This window comes from Pontibacter beigongshangensis, assembly GCF_014332515.1.
Lineage (GTDB): Bacteria > Bacteroidota > Bacteroidia > Cytophagales > Hymenobacteraceae > Pontibacter > Pontibacter beigongshangensis.
In genome coordinates this window covers 23,988-42,198 of sequence record NZ_VFSD01000004.1, presented here as the reverse complement: position 1 = coordinate 42,198, position 18,211 = coordinate 23,988, and the positions used below count along the sequence as shown (strand labels likewise).

Here is an 18,211-nt window from a genome sequence, read left to right as displayed (position 1 = left end):
TCTTTAATTAAAGGAATCTTTTTTGATAATTATTCAAAAAAGTTTTGCAAGTATAACTGTATACCTATACATTTGCTTTCAGTAAGGTTAGCCCTTAAGACAGAAACATGATGAATCAGAATCTTCATACAGCATGGTGGTGGCACGTGGATAAAAACTTCGTGGACAGCCCTGCTATGCATCTATACAAATAAGACGTAGCAATAACCAAAGGTATAAAAGGCCTGCTGTTCACTCGAATAGCAGGCCTTTACTTTTTCTCTAAAACGCATGAAAAAATTTAAGATCTATACCAAACACAAGCGCCTGCTGGCCGACACGCTAACGCCGGTGAGCGTGTACCTGAAGCTGCGGGACCAGTACCCCAACAGCATCCTGCTCGAGAGCTCCGACTACCATGGCGCCGAGAACAGCTTCTCCTATATCTGCTGCGGCCCCATGGCCAGCATTAAAGTAGAGCATGAGGTGATCTTCGAAAAATTCCCGGATGGCACGGAGCGGCAGACACCTATAACCGAAGCTGTGAACGTGCCCACGCAACTGGCTGCCTTCTCGCAGCTGTTTGAGGTGGAGGAGCAGGTGGGCTTCGGCTTTATCCATAACGGCTTGTTCGGCTACATGAGCTACGATGCCGTGCGTTACTACGAAGACCTGGATATGAACCTGCGGCCCGACCGGCTGCAGATTCCGGAGCTTTACTATGCAGCATACCGGTACATCATCGCCATCAACCACTTCACAAACGAGGCTTTTATCTTCTCTCATAGCTATACTCCAAACGAAGAAGATGGCATTGTGCAACTGGAGGCGCTCCTGAACAGCCTCAACATCCCGAGCTTTACTTTCCGGACATCCGGCGAGGAGGAGCACAACATCAGCCGCGAAGGTTTTCTGGAGAATGTGGCAAAAGCAAAGCAGCACTGCTTCCGGGGCGATGTGTTCCAACTGGTGCTCTCCCGGCGTTTTGCCCAGGCCTTTAAAGGCGATGAGTTTAACGTATACCGTGCCCTGCGCTCAGTGAACCCGTCGCCATATCTGTTCTACTTCGACTATGGCAGCTTTAAGATCTTCGGGTCTTCGCCGGAGGCGCAGCTGGTGATCAAAGACCGCAAGGCCAGCATCTTCCCGATTGCCGGCACCTTCCGCAGAACCGGCGACGATGCCGCAGACGCAGCCCTGGCAGAAAAACTGCTGGCCGACCCCAAAGAAAACTCCGAACACGTGATGCTCGTGGACCTGGCCCGCAACGACCTGAGCCGCAACGGATCCGATGTGCAGGTGGAGACTTTCAGGGAAGTGCAGTACTACTCGCATGTCATTCACCTTGTTTCTAAAGTATCTGGCAAGCTGCACCCGCACACCGACTCGCTGCAGATGGTGGCCAGCACCTTTCCGGCAGGCACGCTCTCCGGGGCTCCCAAGCACATGGCCATGCAGCTCATAGACCGCTACGAAACCACCAACCGCGCTTTTTACGGCGGCTGCATCGGCTTCCTCGACTTCAACGGCAATTTCAACAGTGCCATCATGATCCGGTCTTTCCTGAGCCAGAACTACAAGCTGTACTACCAGGCAGGAGCCGGCATTGTAGCGGCCTCTTCGCCCGAAAATGAACTGCAGGAGGTGGATAATAAACTAATGGCCCTGCGAAAAGCGTTACAAATTGCCCAGGAGATAAACTAACCAGACATGAAAGTTCTTGTAATAGATAATTACGATTCGTTTACCTACAACCTTGTGCATATTCTGCAGGAGTTGGGAGCCGAGGTAGATGTATACCGAAACGATAAAATATCCCTCGAAAAAGTAGGCGCCTACGACAAAATTATGCTGTCGCCCGGACCTGGCATACCAGACGAAGCCGGAATACTAAAAGACGTGATCCGCACCTACGGGGCCACGAAGAGTCTGCTTGGCGTTTGTTTGGGGCATCAGGCAATAGGTGAAGTGTACGGAGGCAAGTTGTTCAACAGCAACGAGGTATGGCACGGCGTATCTGTCTCCACGCAGGTGGTTGTGTCTGATAAGGAGGAAGTACTGTTCAGAAGCCTTCCGGGCTCCTTTAACACCGGCCGCTACCACTCCTGGTTAGTGGAGGCCGACCTGCCGGAATGCCTCGAAGCGACAGCTGTAGACGAAACTGGCCATATTATGGCGCTCCGCCACCGCGAATATGATGTGCGCGGCGTGCAGTTCCACCCTGAGTCGGTGCTGACGGAGCATGGCAAAGCTATTATTAAGAACTGGTTAGAAAGTTAGATGCTGGATTATAGATATTATATTTTAGACTCTATTGCAAGTCTTGAATTTACTATCATAAACAATCTATTATCTAAAAACTAGCATCTAAGACCTTAACAATGAAAGAAATACTCAACCATTTATTCGAGCATAAATCCCTGACCAAAGAGCAGGCGCGGGAGGTGCTGGTAAACATAACTGCCGGCAAGTATAACCAGAATCAGATATCCAGCTTTCTGACGGTGTATATGATGCGCAGCATCACGGTGCAGGAACTGGAGGGCTTCCGGGATGCCTTGCTGGACCTCTGCCACCGCGTAGACCTGGATGCTTACAACCCGATTGACCTTTGTGGCACGGGCGGCGACGGGAAAGACACGTTTAACATCTCCACCATCTCCTCGTTTGTGGTGGCTGCCACCGGCATAGCCGTAGCAAAACACGGCAACTATGGCGTTTCCTCGTCCTGCGGCTCCTCCAATGTGCTGGAGGCGCTGGGTATCAGGTTCACCACCGACCATGGCGAGCTGGAGCGGAGCATCGAGAAACACAATATCTGCTTCCTGCACGCGCCGCTGTTCCATCCGGCTTTAAAGAGCGTAGGGTCCATCCGCAAAGACCTGGGCGTGAAGACCTTCTTTAACATGCTGGGGCCCATGGTAAACCCCGCCTTCCCGAAACGGCAGATGGTGGGCGTGTTTAGCCTGGAGCTGGCCCGCATGTACGGCTACCTGTACCAGCAGACCGATGTGCACTACAGCATCATCCACACCCTGGATGGCTATGATGAGGTGTCGCTGACGAGCCCATTCAAGCTTATTTCAGATAAGAATGAGCTGCTGCTCGACGCCGATGCGCTGGGGCTGCCCACCCTGCAGCACAGCCAGATTAAGGGAGGTCATGATGTGGCCGGGTCTGCCGAAATTTTCCTGAAGGTGATCAAGGGCGAGGGCACAGAGGCGCAGAAAGCTGTAGTGGCCGCCAACGCCGGCATGGCTTTGCAGTGCGCCAGGCCGGAGCTTAGCTTTAGCCACGCAGCCGGAATAGCTAAAGAAACGCTTGCATCTGGCAAGGCTTACCAACTGTTTAACAACCTGATAAAAGATACTAAGAAAGTTATAAGCGCCAGATGATAGGCGACAGGTTTTTCTGTGAGGTCAATAAACTGCCAAGGAAATCTAACTTCTTAAATCCACTATCTGAAATCGAATAAGAAATGAATGTTTTAGAAGAAATAATCAATTTTAAGTATAAGGAAGTAGCTGAGCGCAAAGAGCTGTACCCGGTGAAGCTGTTAGAAAAAAGCCTTTATTTCGAAACGCCTTGTATTTCGCTGAACCACTACCTGCTGCGCCCCGACAAGAGTGGTATAATAGCCGAATTTAAGCGCCGTTCTCCTTCAAAAGGCGACATTAACGCGCATGCACAGGTGGAGCGGACCACCATAGGCTATATGCAGGCAGGCGCCTCAGCCTTGTCTGTGCTCACTGATACGCCTTACTTTGGCGGCAGGAACGAAGACCTGACAACGGCCCGCAAGTTCAATTACTGCCCCATCCTGCGCAAAGACTTCACCGTAGATGAATACCAGATTGTAGAAGCCAAGTCTATCGGTGCAGATGCCATTCTGCTGATTGCGGCGGCACTGGAACCTGCCAGGCTGAAGGAGTTTGCAGCCTTTGCACGGTCTCTGGGGCTGGAAGTATTGCTAGAGGTGCGTGATAAAGAAGAATTAGACGCTGCCCTGAACGAATTCGTTACCGTAGTGGGCGTCAACAACCGCAATCTCAAAAACTTTAAGACCGATATTGCTGCTTCCTACGAAATCGCCGCTCACATTCCGGCAAACATTACCAAAATCTCGGAGAGCGGGCTCAGCGATCCAAATACTTTGGTGGAGTTGAGAGCAGCAGGTTTTAATGGCTTCCTGATTGGGGAAACTTTTATGGCCAACAGCCGGCCGGAGCAGGCCGCGGCAGAGTTTATCCGTGCGTTCAGGTCGCTGCTGGAGGATAGGGAGGCGCTGTGCTGATAAAGGTATGCGGCATGCGTGAGCCGGAGAACGTGCAGCAGGTTGCTGCCTTGCGTCCGGATTTTCTGGGGTTTATTTTCTACCCCGGCTCCAAACGTTTTGCCGGCCCCGCCGCTGATCTCGGTTTTTTACACCAACTGCCAGCTACTACTAAACGAGTAGGCGTTTTTGTAAATGAGCAGACCGCGGAGACAACACGCCTGGTGCAGGAATTAAAACTGGACCTCGTTCAGCTACACGGCGATGAAACCCCTGCACAGTGCGCCGCTATGCAGGCAGCAGGAGTAGAGGTGATTAAGGCCTTTTCAGTAGATGAAAACTTTAATTTCGCTTCCCTTGATCCTTACAGCAACAGCTGCGACTTTTTCCTATTCGACACCAAAGGCAAGAACTATGGCGGCAACGGCGTCACCTTCGACTGGCGGGTGCTGGAGAACTACCACCTCGACAAGCCTTACTTCCTGAGCGGAGGCCTGAACCTGGAGAACATCGCCAATCTCGGCAGCATCAGCAGGCAACCTTATGCCTTAGATGTGAACAGCGGCTTCGAACACCAGCCCGGGCTGAAGGACGTGGAGAAGGTGAAACTCCTTTTTGAGAAGTTAATAAGGTAAAAGTTTAAAGTTAGACAGTTGTATGATCTGGTTAGAGTAACTGAATGAAGAGCCATAGCCTCAAGAGCTAAAGAAACTCTTACCTCATAACTCATAACTCTTAACTAATAAACATGAAATACTCAATAGATGAAAATGGCTTTTATGGCAGGTTTGGTGGGGCTTACGTGCCCGAAATGCTTTACCCCAATGTGGAGGAGCTGCGCCAGAATTACCTGAAGATCATGTATGAACCTGCGTTTCAGGAGGAACTGCAGGGGCTGCTGAAAGATTATGTAGGCCGGCCAACACCGCTTTACTTTGCCAAACGCCTTTCAGAGAAATACAACACCAGAATTTACCTGAAGCGCGAAGATCTGAACCATACCGGTGCTCATAAGATCAACAACACCATGGGGCAGATCCTGCTGGCGAAACGGCTGGGCAAGAAGCGCATCATAGCAGAGACCGGAGCCGGGCAGCATGGCGTGGCTACAGCTACGGTATGCGCCCTAATGGGACTGGAGTGCATTGTGTACATGGGGGAAGTGGACATTGAGCGCCAGGCACCTAATGTGGCCCGTATGAAGATGTTAGGTGCTACCGTAGTGCCAGCCATCAGTGGTAGCCGCACCCTCAAGGATGCCACCAACGAGGCTATCCGCGACTGGATCAGCAACCCGGAAGACACTTATTATATTATCGGCTCGGTAGTGGGGCCGCACCCGTACCCGGACATGGTGGCCCGTTTCCAGGCGGTTATTTCAGAAGAGATGATGGCGCAGCTGCAGGAGAAAGAAGGCCGCGATTACCCGGATTTCGTGGTGGCCTGTGTAGGCGGAGGCAGCAATGCCGCGGGCGCTTTTTACCATTACCTCGACCGGCCGGAAGTAAAACTGGTAGCCGTGGAGGCCGCCGGTTTGGGGGTGGACTCCGGCGAGTCGGCGGCAACTTCGGTGCTTGGCAAGGAAGGCGTGATACACGGCAGCCGCACCCTGCTCATGCAAACCGAAGACGGGCAGGTGGTGGAGCCATACTCTATCTCAGCCGGCCTGGATTACCCGGGCGTTGGTCCGCTGCACGCGCACCTTCACCAGTCAGGGCGGGCTATTTTCAAGAGCATTACTGACGAGGAGGCCCTGCAGGCGGTGCTGGAGCTCACACAGCTGGAAGGCATAATTCCGGCCCTGGAAAGCGCACATGCCCTGGCAGCCCTAGATAGAATTGGCGCAAAGCCCGATGAGGTGGTAGTTTTAAACCTCTCCGGCCGTGGCGACAAAGATTTAGCAACCTACTTAAAAAGATTTCACTTCGATGGAGAATAGAATCAAGACGCTATTCGCAGAAAAGCAGCAGGGGCTGCTCTCCGTTTACTTTACTGCCGGCTTCCCCAACCTGAACGACACCGTGCCAATTATCCTGGAACTGGAGAAAAACGGTGTGGACCTGATTGAAGTGGGCATGCCATTCTCCGACCCGTTGGCAGACGGGCCAACCATTCAGCAGAGCAGCGACATCGCCCTGAAAAATGGCATGACCATTCCGAAACTGTTTGAGCAGTTGCAGGACATCCGGAAGCACACCCAGATTCCGCTGGTGCTGATGGGCTACCTGAACCCGGTGATGCAATATGGAGTGGAGCGCTTCTGCCAGAAGGCCAAAGAGATTGGGATTGACGGGGTTATTCTGCCCGACCTCCCACTCTCGGATTATGTGCGGGAGTTTAAAGGCATTTTTGAGGAGAACGGGCTGAGCAAAATCTTCCTGGTAACGCCTCAGACCCCGGAGCAGCGCATCCGCGAAATAGACAGCCACACCAACGGCTTTGTGTACATGGTGTCATCGGCCTCTACCACGGGCAGCACAACGGGTAAGGCAGTTGCCAACACCGATTATTTTGACCGTGTGGCCAAGATGGGTTTGCGCAACCCTGGCCTGATCGGGTTTGGCATCCACAATAAAGACACGTTCGGGCAGGCCTGTAACCATGCCAAAGGGGCCATTATCGGGAGCGCTTTCATCAAGGCGCTGTCACAGGAAGGAGATCTGAAGCAGAACATCAGCTCCTTTATTCAAAGCCTCAGGAACTAAGGAGGTTGCGACAAAATCTAAGCTGCAGCTATATTCTCTGTCAGAAGCTGAGTCTATAGCTGCAGCTCCCTAAAATATTTTAAATTTCCAATCTTTGTTTGGCACAGCAACGCAGCCATGATCATACAACTACAGCAGGGCCTGCCCGATAACCTGAAGGAGAATATCCTTCAGCAGGTGAAAGCGATCGGGTATAAAGCCAATGAGGTGAAGACACAGGAAGGCGACTACCTGGTAGCCATTGGCAAGAAAGACTTCGACATCCGCACGATTGGGCAACTGCCGGGAGTAGCTGACATACACCGGGTTTCGGATGAGTACAAGCTCATTTCACGCAAATGGCGCGTTTCTCCTACCCAAATAGATTTAGGAGATGGGGTAGTAGTGGGCGAGGGGCAGTTCAGCATTATGGCCGGCCCCTGCTCCATAGAGAGTGAGCGGCAGATAGAACTGGTGGTGGAGCACCTGAAGGCAAACGACGTGAGGATGATGCGCGGCGGCGTGTTCAAGCCCCGCAGTTCGCCGTATGCCTTTCGGGGCATGGGGCTGGAAGGCCTGAAAATGTTTCATCAGCTTTGCCACCAAAACGGCATCAAAATTATAACGGAGGTAATGCAAGTGTCGCAGATAGCCGATATGGTGGATTTTGTGGACGTGTTTCAGGTGGGAGCACGCAACAGCCAGAACTTTAACCTGCTCGATGCCCTGGGTGAGGCGCAGAAGCCAGTGCTGCTGAAGCGCGGCATTTCCGGCACCTTGGAGGAACTGCTGCAGGCGGCAGAATACATCTTCTCTAACGGCAACGAAAAGATCATGCTGTGCGAACGCGGCATCCGTTCTTACGAAAATGCCTACCGCAACGTGCTAGACCTGAACGCCGTACCGGTGCTGAAAGCCAAAACACACCTGCCCGTCATAGTAGACCCTTCGCATGGCATCGGCCTCCGCGATTACGTGGAAGACATGTCGCTGGCAGCGGTTATGGCAGGAGCAGACGGCGTGATTTACGAAACGCACCAGAAACCGGAAGAGGCTTTCTCAGATGGTCAGCAGACAGTTAACTTCCAGGAATCGGAGCGGCTGATCCGCCGAATGCGCCAGGCGTACGCACTTCGGCAGAACTTTTGAAGGGAAGCTGAATTTTGAATGAGTGATTTTGGGGCTGGGTGATCTTGTTGACTCAGGTCTGGCTTCCGGATAAGCAGCAATGGCTGGAGGCGCCGGAGGTATGTTTTCATTAGAATAATTGATGTTACGCACCCGTTTGCCAAACCTTGTAGTAGCGGCGTTATTTTGTAAGGCCTAAGCCGGTCAGCAACAGTAGCTCGGTAGCCTCCTGAGGGCCTTTTTCATTTAAATAATTGCCTGAGAAGGAATCTGTTGAATAAAGGTATACCATCAGTAAATAATTTCACGGAAGTAATTAACGCCTCCGGCCCATCTCCAGACGAACAAGAGGAGCACTGGTACACATCTTGCATTAGCGCAGGCTGCGGGGTCTTGGCTGTTTTTGCTGTCTCTTATTCCGTCTTTTTTCTTCAATTCCTAAAGCAGTTTTAGCCCAGGCTATGTCGGCTTCTTTACCGGTAGGTCCTATACAGGTACAGCAACCGTTTCAGGGACTCTGGAGGGCTGATTTCATTAGAATAATTCGATTTAACGCGCTCGTTGTTTAATGTGCTGATGTGCTAATGATGCAGAGGCAGAAAATATTTTGGGCTATCGATATAACCCTTCATAGGTTATTAAGGGGCAGGTGCCGTATGAGTAGGACGGTTTGCTGTTCTCCAATGGTGTGGCTGGAATCCTTGGGATCAACCATGTCTCCATCGGCCTTACCGTGGACGTGAATTTTTTGACGGACAGAAACAGCAGCAGCAGCAGGATGTATCAGCACAAACCCTGGCAAGGATCGGCCTTTGGCCTGAACCTGAACTAATACTTTAATAAAAAGCTATATGAAGGCTATCTACAGCGAATTAAACTTAAAGGATTTAAGGAGCAAGCACCCCAGCGATATTGCCGAGACCATAAACGATCTTAATTCAAAAGAACGTATAATTGGCTTCCTGCTGCTGCCAGGCCAGCTGAAAGCAGAGGTATTCACGTATTTCAACCATAATGTGCAGGAGGGGATCCTGAAAGAACTCGGTTCCAGGGAGACCGCTGAGATACTGGAGAACATGGCGCCCGACGACCGGACGGAGATATTTGAGAACTTCCCGGATCTGCTGATAAAGGAGTCCATCAACCTGCTCTCCGACGAGGAAAAGAGCATTGCGCTGAACCTGCTGGGCTACCCCGAAAAAAGCATTGCCCGCATCATGACACCCTATTACATACAGGCCAAAAAAGGCTGGACCGTGAAGCAGGCCATGCAGAACATTCGCAGGTACGGCAAAAAAGCCGAAACCCTCAACCATGTCTATATCGTGGACAAGGAAAATAAGCTGGTGGATGACATACGGATCGGCAAATTGCTGATGGCAGACGAGGAGCAGACCATCGAATCGCTGATGGATTACCAGTTTGTGTGCCTCACCACCACCATGACCCGCGAGGAGGCCATCGACCATTTCGACAAGTATGACCGCGCCGTGATGCCGGTGGTGTCGGAGAGCGGCGTGCTGGTTGGCATAGTAACCCACGACGATATTTTTGACGAGATCGAACGTCGCGACACGGAAGATATTCAGAAGTTCGGGGGCCTCGAAGCCCTGGAGCTGTCTTACACCGACACCCCCTTGCTGTCGCTGGTGCGGAAGCGGGCCAGTGTGCTGATTATCCTGTTCTTTGGCGAGATGCTGACTGCCTCGGCCATGGGTTTTTTCGAAGACGAGCTGGAGAAGGCGGTGGTGCTGGCGCTGTTTATTCCGCTCATAATTTCCAGCGGGGGCAACTCCGGCTCGCAGGCTGCCACGCTTATTGTGCGGGCCATGGCCATTAAAGAGCTTTATCTGAAAGACTGGTGGTATGTGATGCGCAAGGAAATACTTTCTGGTTTGCTGCTGGGCCTGATCCTGGGCATGATAGGCTTCATCAGGATTATGGTGTGGCAGCAGGCCGGCTTTTACGACTACGGCGAGCATGCCCACCTGATTGGCCTCACCATCGGCTTCTCGCTCATCGGCATCGTGCTATGGGGCACCTTATCCGGGTCGATGATTCCTTTTCTGCTGCATAAGTTAGGAATGGACCCGGCCACCTCCTCGGCACCATTTGTTGCCACGCTGGTAGACGTAACCGGTCTGGTCATTTATTTCACCATAGCAGCGGCCCTGCTGAGTGGCACGATCCTGTAAGGAAAGGTCATGACCTGTCCGCAAGTCTGGCTGTTATTCCCGACCTGTTTTGATGAGCAGCAGCGGAAAAGGAAATTATTCAGATTAAAACACCCCTCCGGAGTTGTTTCCGTCTGCTGCTCCAGTGGCCTTTGCCGGCTGGAAATACCGGCCTGGAGCAGCAGACAGAAACAAAAAATTCAAAATTAACTATACAATCTAAAACAGAAGCTTTATCTTTACGGTATGGCAGTTAAGATATCAGTTTTGCATCACCACCACGCACGAAGCATCAGTTTCGGAGCCGTTTGCCTATGGATTTGCTGAATTTGTAAAAATATATCCAAAAGCCTGACTCCGGAAGAGCCAGGCTTTTTTGTTTATTTTCCGGTAGCCTCAAAAATTAGAATGTACCTGAACACCACTTCTAATTTTTAATTTCTAATTTTTAATTTGAAGGAAGGAATGAACTTAGTTATTGTTGATTATAAGGCCGGCAATGTGCAGTCGGTGCTGTTTGCGCTGGAGCGGCTGGGGGTGCAGGCAACCCTGAGCAGCGAAGCCGAAGTGATTAAAGCGGCCGATAAAGTGATTTTCCCGGGCGTGGGAGAGGCATCTTCTGCCATGGCCGAGCTGCGCGCCCGCAACCTTGATAAGCTGCTGCCCACGCTGGAGCAGCCATTTTTTGGGGTGTGCCTGGGCATGCAGCTGCTCTGCCAGCACTCCGAAGAAAACGACACCGAAACGCTGGGCATTATCCCGGAGAAAGTGCTTCGTTTCCAGACCGACCTCAAAGTGCCGCACATGGGCTGGAACCAGCTGCACCACCTGCAGACGCCACTTTTTGAAGGGCTGCAGGAGCAGGAATACGTGTACTTTGTGCATAGTTATTATGTGCCACTCGGGGAGCATACCATTGCCCAGGCTTCTTACCCGGAGCCTTTCTCGGCGGCCCTGCAATACAAAAACTTTTACGCTGCCCAGTTCCACCCCGAAAAAAGCGGGCCTGCCGGTAGCCGGATCTTACAGAACTTCTTAGCATTATGATGGAAATAATCCCCGCCATCGACCTGATCGGTGGCCAGTGCGTGCGCCTCACCGAAGGCGACTTTGCCCAGCAAACCACATACGACAGCAACCCCTTGGAGGTAGCCAAACGTTTCGAAGCACACGGCATTAAGCGCCTGCACCTCGTGGACCTGGATGGTGCCCGCGCCCGCAAACCCGTGAACCTGGCCGTGCTGGAAAAAATTGCCGCCAACACCAGCCTTACCATCGATTTTGGTGGTGGGCTGCAGTCGGAGGAGGCGCTGAAGCAGGCTTTTGAGGCAGGTGCTTCGCAGATAACGGCCGGCAGCATTGCCGTGCGCGAGCCTGAGACTGTGAAAAACTGGCTGCAGCAGTACGGTGCCGACAAGATTATTGTAGGAGCCGATTTTAAAGGAGCTAACATTGCCATCAGCGCCTGGACCGAAGAAAGCGATTATGCCCTGCAGGATTTTATTTCGGACTATGTGCAGACAGGGGCGAAGCTGTTTATCTGCACTGATGTGAGCAAAGACGGCAAGCTGCAAGGACCCTCTACGGAGACGTATCGTCAGCTGAGGCAAACGTTGCCAGCCGCAGCCCTGATTGCCAGCGGTGGCGTAACTACCGTAAAGGATCTGGAGGAACTGCAGGAGATTGGCGTTCACGGCGCCATTATCGGAAAAGCCATTTACGAAGGCACCATCACCTTAAAAGATTTGGAGCGATTTTTATGTTAACTAAACGCATAGTACCCTGCCTCGACATTAAGAACGGACGCTGTGTAAAGGGCATCCAGTTCGAAAACATCCGCGACGCCGGCGACCCGGTGCAGCTGGCCGCCTGGTATGCCGAACAAGGTGCCGACGAACTCGTGTTTCTCGACATTACAGCCACCAACGAAGAGCGCAAAACCTTCGCCGCTCTCGTGCGCGACATTGCCCGCCACATCGACATACCGTTTACAGTAGGCGGAGGCATAGGAGCCGTGGCCGATGTGGAACTGCTGCTGCAGGCCGGAGCCGATAAAGTGTCTGTCAACTCTTCGGCCATACGCCACCCGAAACTGGTAGCGGAGCTGGCCAACCGTTTCGGCAGCCAGTGCGTGACTGTGGCCATCGATACGAAATATACCGAGGCCACCGGCTGGAAAGTATATTCACGCGCCGGAACCGTAGAAACAGAGCATGCCACCGTAGACTGGGCCCGGAAAGTAACAGAATTAGGGGCAGGCGAGATCCTGCTCACCAGCATGAACAACGATGGCACTAAAGCCGGCTTCGCCCTCGACATAACCGGAGAGGTGGCCAGAGCTGTTTCTGTGCCCGTTATTGCCTCAGGTGGAGCCGGTACGATGCAACACTTTGCTGATGTCTTTCACCAGGCCAGTGCCGATGCTGCTCTTGCTGCCAGCCTCTTCCATTTCCGGGAGCTGGAAATTCCGGTGCTGAAAGGCTTTCTGAAGGAGCAGGGGGTGGATGTAAGGGTATGAGTGTTATGATGTAGAATTGACCAGAGAAAGCGAATATAGTACTCCGCACATAGTGCAGATAACCGTATGTTTGAGGTGGTATTACTTATATACAACCGTTGGGCCAAATAAATGTTAATAGACTTTTAGGAATAGTAAAATCACATTGAGCGATGAAGAACAGCTTACTTATTCTATTCCTATTTCTGACAAGTGCTTTATCTCTAAGTGGCTGTGTAAGAGATACAGCTGAAGCCATAGTAAAAGAAAAGATTTCAACTGTACCTCCAGAAACTTTTTTAAACATCAATATTAAGCCAAGGGGTGATATCTATTTGGTTAGTTTTCCTGCAGATAATAGGATTGGTTATGTTCAATTTACTGTTACTGGTTATAGCCCCAACAAACCTCACGAGCTAAGGTTTTATCATCCAACAGTTGCAATTCAAGGAGACATAGATAAAGTCTGTATAGTTAACAACATCCCTCAAGAAAAACTACTCCCTTTGATGCATGGCAAAATTACTTCTTACCATAAAATAGGAGTAAGTCAGGTGAGAGGTATAAACTCGAAACCTTATGTTGCTTTTCAATACGCTGAAGAAGTAGTGTTATACTATGCTGTGGACCTGTCTCAAGACCAATTTGAAAGTTTTGTTACATCCAAGAAGCTACAGGTACTAAATAAACGCTGGCTTTACGAAAGGCACGAAAGTGATATATTACGCTGATTTTGTTGTAGATTCATTTATGTGAATGATTGAACCCCTTTTACTTATACAGGTAATTATAAACTGATTATAATCAGAAATATAAGGCAGGCTTAACTAAGAGTATTAGTAAGCCCAAAAATAACTAAAGCACATAAACGTGCCTTAGCCAAGCCGTTAGAGAACTTGTAGGGAAACCTGAGAGAGTTCTACAGTATCAGGCTAAACAGCCAGTGGAGAATCATCTTTCAGTGGCATAACGTCCAGGCATCAAAAGTAGAAATTTTAGATTACCACTAAGAAGAAAAAATGGAGCGATTACCTAATATTCATCCAGGAGAAATACTGCAAGAAGAGTTTCTTGGTCCGCTAAACATTACCGCCTACAGGCTTTCAAAGGACATTGGTATACCTCAAACCAGAGTGTCTGAAATCTTGAAAGGAAACAGGCGCATTACAGCCGACACAGCTTTAAGGTTAAGCTACTACTTTGGCAACTCCCCTAAGTTCTGGCTTGGTTTGCAAGATGATTACGATTTGGAAGAGGAGAAGGCTAACAAGCTGCAAGAATTGGAATCCATCAAACGATTTGAGAAAAACGCAGCCTAACCCAGTGAACCTTTAACCCTTGCTAAGCTATGGGCTTCAACTGCACCAGCCGTTAGATATAAATCAGTAAATTTAACTTCCATATCCTTTCGGCCTAAAACAAAATAGCACCCACTCAATCACTTATTCAAAAATAAAAACGTGGAATTAGATTTCGAAAAAGCAGGTGGCCTGGTACCGGCCGTAATACAGGACGACCTGACAGGTCAGGTGCTCATGCTGGGCTACATGAACCAGGAAGCGCTTGAAAAAACACAGCAGGAGGGACTTGTCACCTTTTTCTCCCGCACCAAAAACCGCCTCTGGACCAAAGGCGAAACCTCCAGCAACACCTTAGAGGTAATCAGCATCGCCAAAGACTGCGACAACGATTCGCTGCTCATAAAGGTGAAACCCAATGGGCCCACCTGCCACACCGGCTCCACCAGTTGCTTCGGCGAAGAAGAAGCAGCCAACCGTTCGGGAGCTATCCGCTTTATTGCCCAGCTGGAAGGCGTGATCCAAAACCGGAAGACCAATCCGGAAGAAGGCTCCTACACCAATTTCCTGTTTAACCGGGGTGTGAACAAAATTGCCCAGAAAGTAGGCGAAGAAGCCGTAGAAACTGTGATTGATGCGGTGGCCGGCGAAATAGAAACCATGAAAGGCGAAGCCGCCGACCTGCTCTACCACCTGCTTGTGCTGCTAGCGGCTACCGGTTTGGAACTGAAGGATGTGGTGGCCGTGCTCCAGGAACGGCATAAAGCTAAGTAGTTTGCGGTTGTTTTGTTATGTAAAGCAGAAAAGCCCAGGGAGCAATTTCTGAAGAGGCGGCAGCAGCAGGTGCAGAGGCGCTGGAGGGCCAGTTTCATTAGCATAATTGGCTCCCGGAGTTTTAGCCTCCCCTGCCTCCAGAGCTCAGACCGGGTTTATTCAGCCATGCCTTTTATCTGGTTACCTAAGTCAGATAAAAGGCATTATTCTTTTGGCTTCCGTGTGGCCTTCAGTAATTTTTTTTCCTCCCCGAGGTGGGTGTCAAAATTTATAATATCAGTTACTTCCTCCTTAACGGTATCATACACTACAAAATTCACTCCTCTTCTTTTAGTAGCGTAGTCAAATCCGTTTAGCCGGATGATGCTGTTATTACCAAAGTCAAACCCAGAGGAGTGTACATGATACGTAAGCTGATCTGTCAGGGGATTGTTGGTAATAGTGGTTGATCTGATATCAGCCGGCCCATTTCCATTCAATTCCTCCACCATTTTGCCGTTGTACAGAACTGCCGCATAAGATCCTCTAAATGGTATACTATCTATTTTGGAGCCATGCTGTTGTAAGATATTGTAAAATTCAGCAGGTAATTTTGCAGCACCCTCATCCATAACGCTGATAAAAACAGCCTGGGATGGCTTTATCTTCCTGTATAAGAATTGTGAGGCATCTTCAGTATAGGCAACACTTATTTCATGTTGATCCTGCAAGGCTGGTGTGATTTCAGATTCTTTCGCTATATAAAAAGTGTCGGGCAAGATGTCGGTATAGGCCAGCGAAAAGAACGGGCTGTTTTCTGATGTTAATTTGTCGTACTTCATATACATATTAATGTAGTAATCGCTTGGCCAGAGGTACAGGGGGTGAGAGGAGTTTTGCTCCTCATACATGGAAGTAAAAGGGCGGATGTTTTGTTGTACGAATGTGTTTTCGGTCAGAATGTCCATTTTCCTGGTGCTTATCCAGAATGTACAGATCGTCAGCGCCCCCATTAATACGGATGGAATAAGGGTGTTTCTGGCTGCGAAAATAAGCCCGGCAAATAGCCCCAGGATAATATAAACAGGGATAAAGAATACGATCAGATCTCCTACGTCATAGCTTATGTTGAAGGCTAGCTGGCCGAGCAAGGCCAGACTGATAAAAATAAGCTCTACATATCCTTTTTTCTGATATAGGAAATAGAAGAATCCTGCAGAAGACAAGAGAAGGCCGACAATAGTGAAATTCAGGTTAAGGAATTGAAAAAGGACATTTATTCTTGCATAAAGAATCTGCGGAAGCGTGAATGAGAGCATCTGATCATGGAAACCTCTGCCCGTGACATAACCTATGAACTGGGAAAAATCGGGTTTGTAAGGCGACTCCATATATAAAGGGTCGCTGGTGTGCGCCCGATAATAAATCAGTAAGTATTGCGACATTCCGATCAGCACAAACACAGCAATTGCCACCAGGTTACGGGGTGCAAACACTTTCCTGTAATCTGACCATAATGAAATAAACAGAATTGCCGGTAATATGGTCACCATAGTTAAATGGTTGCCGAAGCTTAAGGCGTAGACAGCACAACCAGCTAAAAAATACTTGTTGCTTTTGGTGTAGTAGAACTGGATAAACAGGTAGAAAACCGACAGGAGGTAAAAGATATTGAGGGTATACACTTCGGCTTCTGTTGACTGAGCCCAGAAGGTGTACGTAAAACCCATGAACAGCGTAGCCAATACACTGCCTGTTTTATTTTTTGTAAGTAAATGGACTAAGGAGTAGAATACTGCCATGGCCAGAGCCCCAAAAAAAACAGCGATAAAGGTAATTCTCTCAGGCATATCCAGAAAGAACAAAACTCTTGAGAAAATTTCTGAGAGTAACAGGAACTGAGGATATCCGGTACTGTGCGGTAACCCATTTGCCAGATGCAGGTATTGCCATTTAATAGAATCGCCCCAGTTTATTCTGCCACCCGCGCCAGGAAACATGGTGAGGGAGTAAATGGTCAGAAAGAAAAGAAATATGGCCAACTGGAAGTAGTAGCCTTGTGCTCTGGAAATTAAATTTTTCATGAAACGATATAAAACAGACAATAGTAGCGCTTGTTTCCTGTGCGGGCTACCAGTTAGTTAAATGGCAGTTATATGCCTTGCTAGATTTAGAGATGCCTCGAGTGCCTTATCCATATTATAATACTCCCATTCCGCAAAACGGCCCGTCAGGTAGATTTGGTGCTTCTCTAACTGCATTTTCAGGCGTGCAATTTTATGGCGCGTATCCTTTTCCTGAATTACATAAGAATTTGGCTCATAATTATGGTGGAGAGGTGTCAGGTTGCCCGGCAGTTTTTTTATTTCAAGCTGCATTTCTTCAAAAGAAACCTTTCCGGAAAACTCCACGACACAGGTCTTTCGGCTGGAGCCCTGGTTATTGTCTGGGCTGAAGTTGCCAGTGTAAATTATACGATGGGCACTGGTGAAATTTTCAGGAATATATAACCATGAAAGCTCGTTCTCGTCGCACTCACAAAATAGGTTGGAGGTGCCGTTAGATTTAAGCATTGTCACGTCCAGTAGTGCTTGCTGCAGATCGGCATCCTCTATTTTAATCATCTTATGTAATTTACGAACATCACCCGTATAAATAATGGCATCTGCCGTGTAGGTGCTATTCACTACTATGTTTCCTGCCTGCTTCCTGATGCCGTTGACAGGTGAACTTGTTTTAATATTTGAGTTTTTGGCTAACCGGTTCGCAATGAACTGGGAACCACCCCTTCTTGGGTAGTAGAAAGTCGAATGCACCATTTGTGCCTCCTCCTCCTTCATCACATTACTCAGAATAATTTCCTTTATATCAGGCATCGGCAGTTTACCTTCCAGCCATTCCAGGGCCACTTTGCTCAGGTCTGTGTTCCAGATTTTCTGATTATATGGTTTGAAGTAAAGGTTGTATAAAGTTGCTCCGAAACTGCCTACCAGAAATGCCTCAAAATTCTCGTATTCAAAAGGTGCTTTAGGAGTAGCGCTTTGGATCTGCAGCAAGTCAGCAATAACATGCTGCACCGTTTCTTTGTCAAATTCATAAAGATAGTTTTCTATGGGATATCCTATCAGTTTGTTGTTGAAAAGTATCTTCGCGTTTCTTTTGGCTTTTATAAATTCCTGGTCACGATCGAACTGAGACCAAAACCACTCCGATATCGTTTCGTTTTTGGCATTAAAAACATGGCCTCCCACTTTATGAAAAAGATTGCCAGCTATCAGGTCGCATTTTATGAGGCCGCCAGCTTTTTCCGCTTTTTCCAGCACAACCACTTCTGCCATGTCTGCCAGAAAGCGCGCTATCGAAAGCCCGGAAATTCCTGCACCTATAATTAATATTCTTTTTTTCATCAGCTAATTTGAGCAGGC

General features: G+C 49.3%; 18 protein-coding genes. 16 read left to right on the top strand and 2 right to left on the bottom strand.

Features of this window, described 5'->3' with window-relative positions; all coding sequences use genetic code 11:
* Positions 1-270 precede the first annotated feature (270 nt).
* The 16 genes from FJM74_RS05165 to hisIE all read left to right on the top strand — a co-directional run bounded on the left by FJM74_RS05165 (position 271) and on the right by hisIE (position 14,807).
* Positions 271-1,683, top strand: coding sequence for an anthranilate synthase component I family protein (locus FJM74_RS05165; protein WP_187261505.1), 1,413 nt, complete (start codon positions 271-273; stop codon positions 1,681-1,683).
* Between the two features lie 6 nt (positions 1,684-1,689).
* A complete protein-coding gene (locus FJM74_RS05160) occupies positions 1,690-2,259 on the top strand; it encodes an anthranilate synthase component II (protein WP_187261504.1) in 570 nt (189 codons plus the stop codon).
* A gap of 101 nt (positions 2,260-2,360) precedes the next feature.
* Entirely contained in the window at positions 2,361-3,374 is a 1,014-nt protein-coding gene (gene trpD, locus FJM74_RS05155; protein WP_187261503.1) for an anthranilate phosphoribosyltransferase, read from the top strand.
* A gap of 83 nt (positions 3,375-3,457) precedes the next feature.
* Positions 3,458-4,273 carry an indole-3-glycerol phosphate synthase TrpC gene (gene trpC, locus FJM74_RS05150; RefSeq protein WP_187261502.1) on the top strand — a complete coding sequence of 272 codons (816 nt, stop codon included), beginning with the start codon at positions 3,458-3,460 and terminating at the stop codon, positions 4,271-4,273.
* A gap of 14 nt (positions 4,274-4,287) precedes the next feature.
* Entirely contained in the window at positions 4,288-4,887 is a 600-nt protein-coding gene (locus tag FJM74_RS05145; protein WP_194349950.1) for a phosphoribosylanthranilate isomerase, read from the top strand.
* A 113-nt stretch (positions 4,888-5,000) separates the two neighbouring features.
* Complete coding sequence (trpB, locus tag FJM74_RS05140) at positions 5,001-6,191, top strand: tryptophan synthase subunit beta (RefSeq protein ID WP_187261500.1); 1,191 nt, start codon at positions 5,001-5,003, stop codon at positions 6,189-6,191.
* Positions 6,181-6,957 carry a tryptophan synthase subunit alpha gene (gene trpA / locus FJM74_RS05135; RefSeq protein WP_187261499.1) on the top strand — a complete coding sequence of 259 codons (777 nt, stop codon included), beginning with the start codon at positions 6,181-6,183 and terminating at the stop codon, positions 6,955-6,957. Before trpB ends, trpA begins: the two co-directional genes overlap by 11 nt.
* A 117-nt stretch (positions 6,958-7,074) precedes the next feature.
* Positions 7,075-8,085 (top strand): bifunctional 3-deoxy-7-phosphoheptulonate synthase/chorismate mutase, encoded by a 1,011-nt coding sequence (locus tag FJM74_RS05130; protein ID WP_187261498.1) that lies wholly within the window; start codon positions 7,075-7,077, stop codon positions 8,083-8,085.
* 830 nt (positions 8,086-8,915) lie between these two features.
* Positions 8,916-10,259 (top strand): magnesium transporter, encoded by a 1,344-nt coding sequence (mgtE, locus tag FJM74_RS05125; RefSeq protein ID WP_187261497.1) that lies wholly within the window; start codon positions 8,916-8,918, stop codon positions 10,257-10,259.
* 444 nt (positions 10,260-10,703) lie between these two features.
* Complete coding sequence (gene hisH / locus FJM74_RS05120) at positions 10,704-11,285, top strand: imidazole glycerol phosphate synthase subunit HisH (RefSeq protein WP_187261496.1); 582 nt, start codon at positions 10,704-10,706, stop codon at positions 11,283-11,285.
* Positions 11,282-12,004 carry a 1-(5-phosphoribosyl)-5-[(5-phosphoribosylamino)methylideneamino]imidazole-4-carboxamide isomerase gene (gene hisA / locus FJM74_RS05115; protein ID WP_187261495.1) on the top strand — a complete coding sequence of 241 codons (723 nt, stop codon included), beginning with the start codon at positions 11,282-11,284 and terminating at the stop codon, positions 12,002-12,004. Before hisH ends, hisA begins: the two co-directional genes overlap by 4 nt.
* Complete coding sequence (gene hisF, locus FJM74_RS05110) at positions 11,998-12,756, top strand: imidazole glycerol phosphate synthase subunit HisF (protein WP_187261494.1); 759 nt, start codon at positions 11,998-12,000, stop codon at positions 12,754-12,756. Before hisA ends, hisF begins: the two co-directional genes overlap by 7 nt.
* A gap of 152 nt (positions 12,757-12,908) precedes the next feature.
* Positions 12,909-13,466: a hypothetical protein gene (locus FJM74_RS05105; RefSeq protein ID WP_187261493.1), complete on the top strand. Its 558-nt coding sequence runs from the start codon at positions 12,909-12,911 to the stop codon at positions 13,464-13,466.
* A 177-nt stretch (positions 13,467-13,643) separates the two neighbouring features.
* Positions 13,644-13,745: a type II toxin-antitoxin system RelE/ParE family toxin gene (locus FJM74_RS05100; RefSeq protein WP_241738964.1), complete on the top strand. Its 102-nt coding sequence runs from the start codon at positions 13,644-13,646 to the stop codon at positions 13,743-13,745.
* Between the two features lie 9 nt (positions 13,746-13,754).
* On the top strand, positions 13,755-14,054 hold the full coding sequence (locus tag FJM74_RS05095; RefSeq protein WP_187261492.1) for a HigA family addiction module antitoxin: 300 nt from the start codon (positions 13,755-13,757) through the stop codon (positions 14,052-14,054).
* 141 nt (positions 14,055-14,195) lie between these two features.
* Positions 14,196-14,807 (top strand): bifunctional phosphoribosyl-AMP cyclohydrolase/phosphoribosyl-ATP diphosphatase HisIE, encoded by a 612-nt coding sequence (hisIE, locus tag FJM74_RS05090; RefSeq protein WP_187261491.1) that lies wholly within the window; start codon positions 14,196-14,198, stop codon positions 14,805-14,807.
* Between the two features lie 203 nt (positions 14,808-15,010).
* Here the strand turns inward: hisIE and FJM74_RS05085 are convergent, their stop codons facing one another.
* Together FJM74_RS05085 and FJM74_RS05080 are read right to left on the bottom strand one after the other, a co-directional pair.
* Entirely contained in the window at positions 15,011-16,870 is a 1,860-nt protein-coding gene (locus FJM74_RS05085; protein WP_187261490.1) for a protein O-mannosyl-transferase family, read from the bottom strand.
* A 57-nt stretch (positions 16,871-16,927) separates the two neighbouring features.
* Entirely contained in the window at positions 16,928-18,193 is a 1,266-nt protein-coding gene (locus tag FJM74_RS05080; protein WP_187261489.1) for a protoporphyrinogen/coproporphyrinogen oxidase, read from the bottom strand.
* Positions 18,194-18,211: the final 18 nt, after the last annotated feature.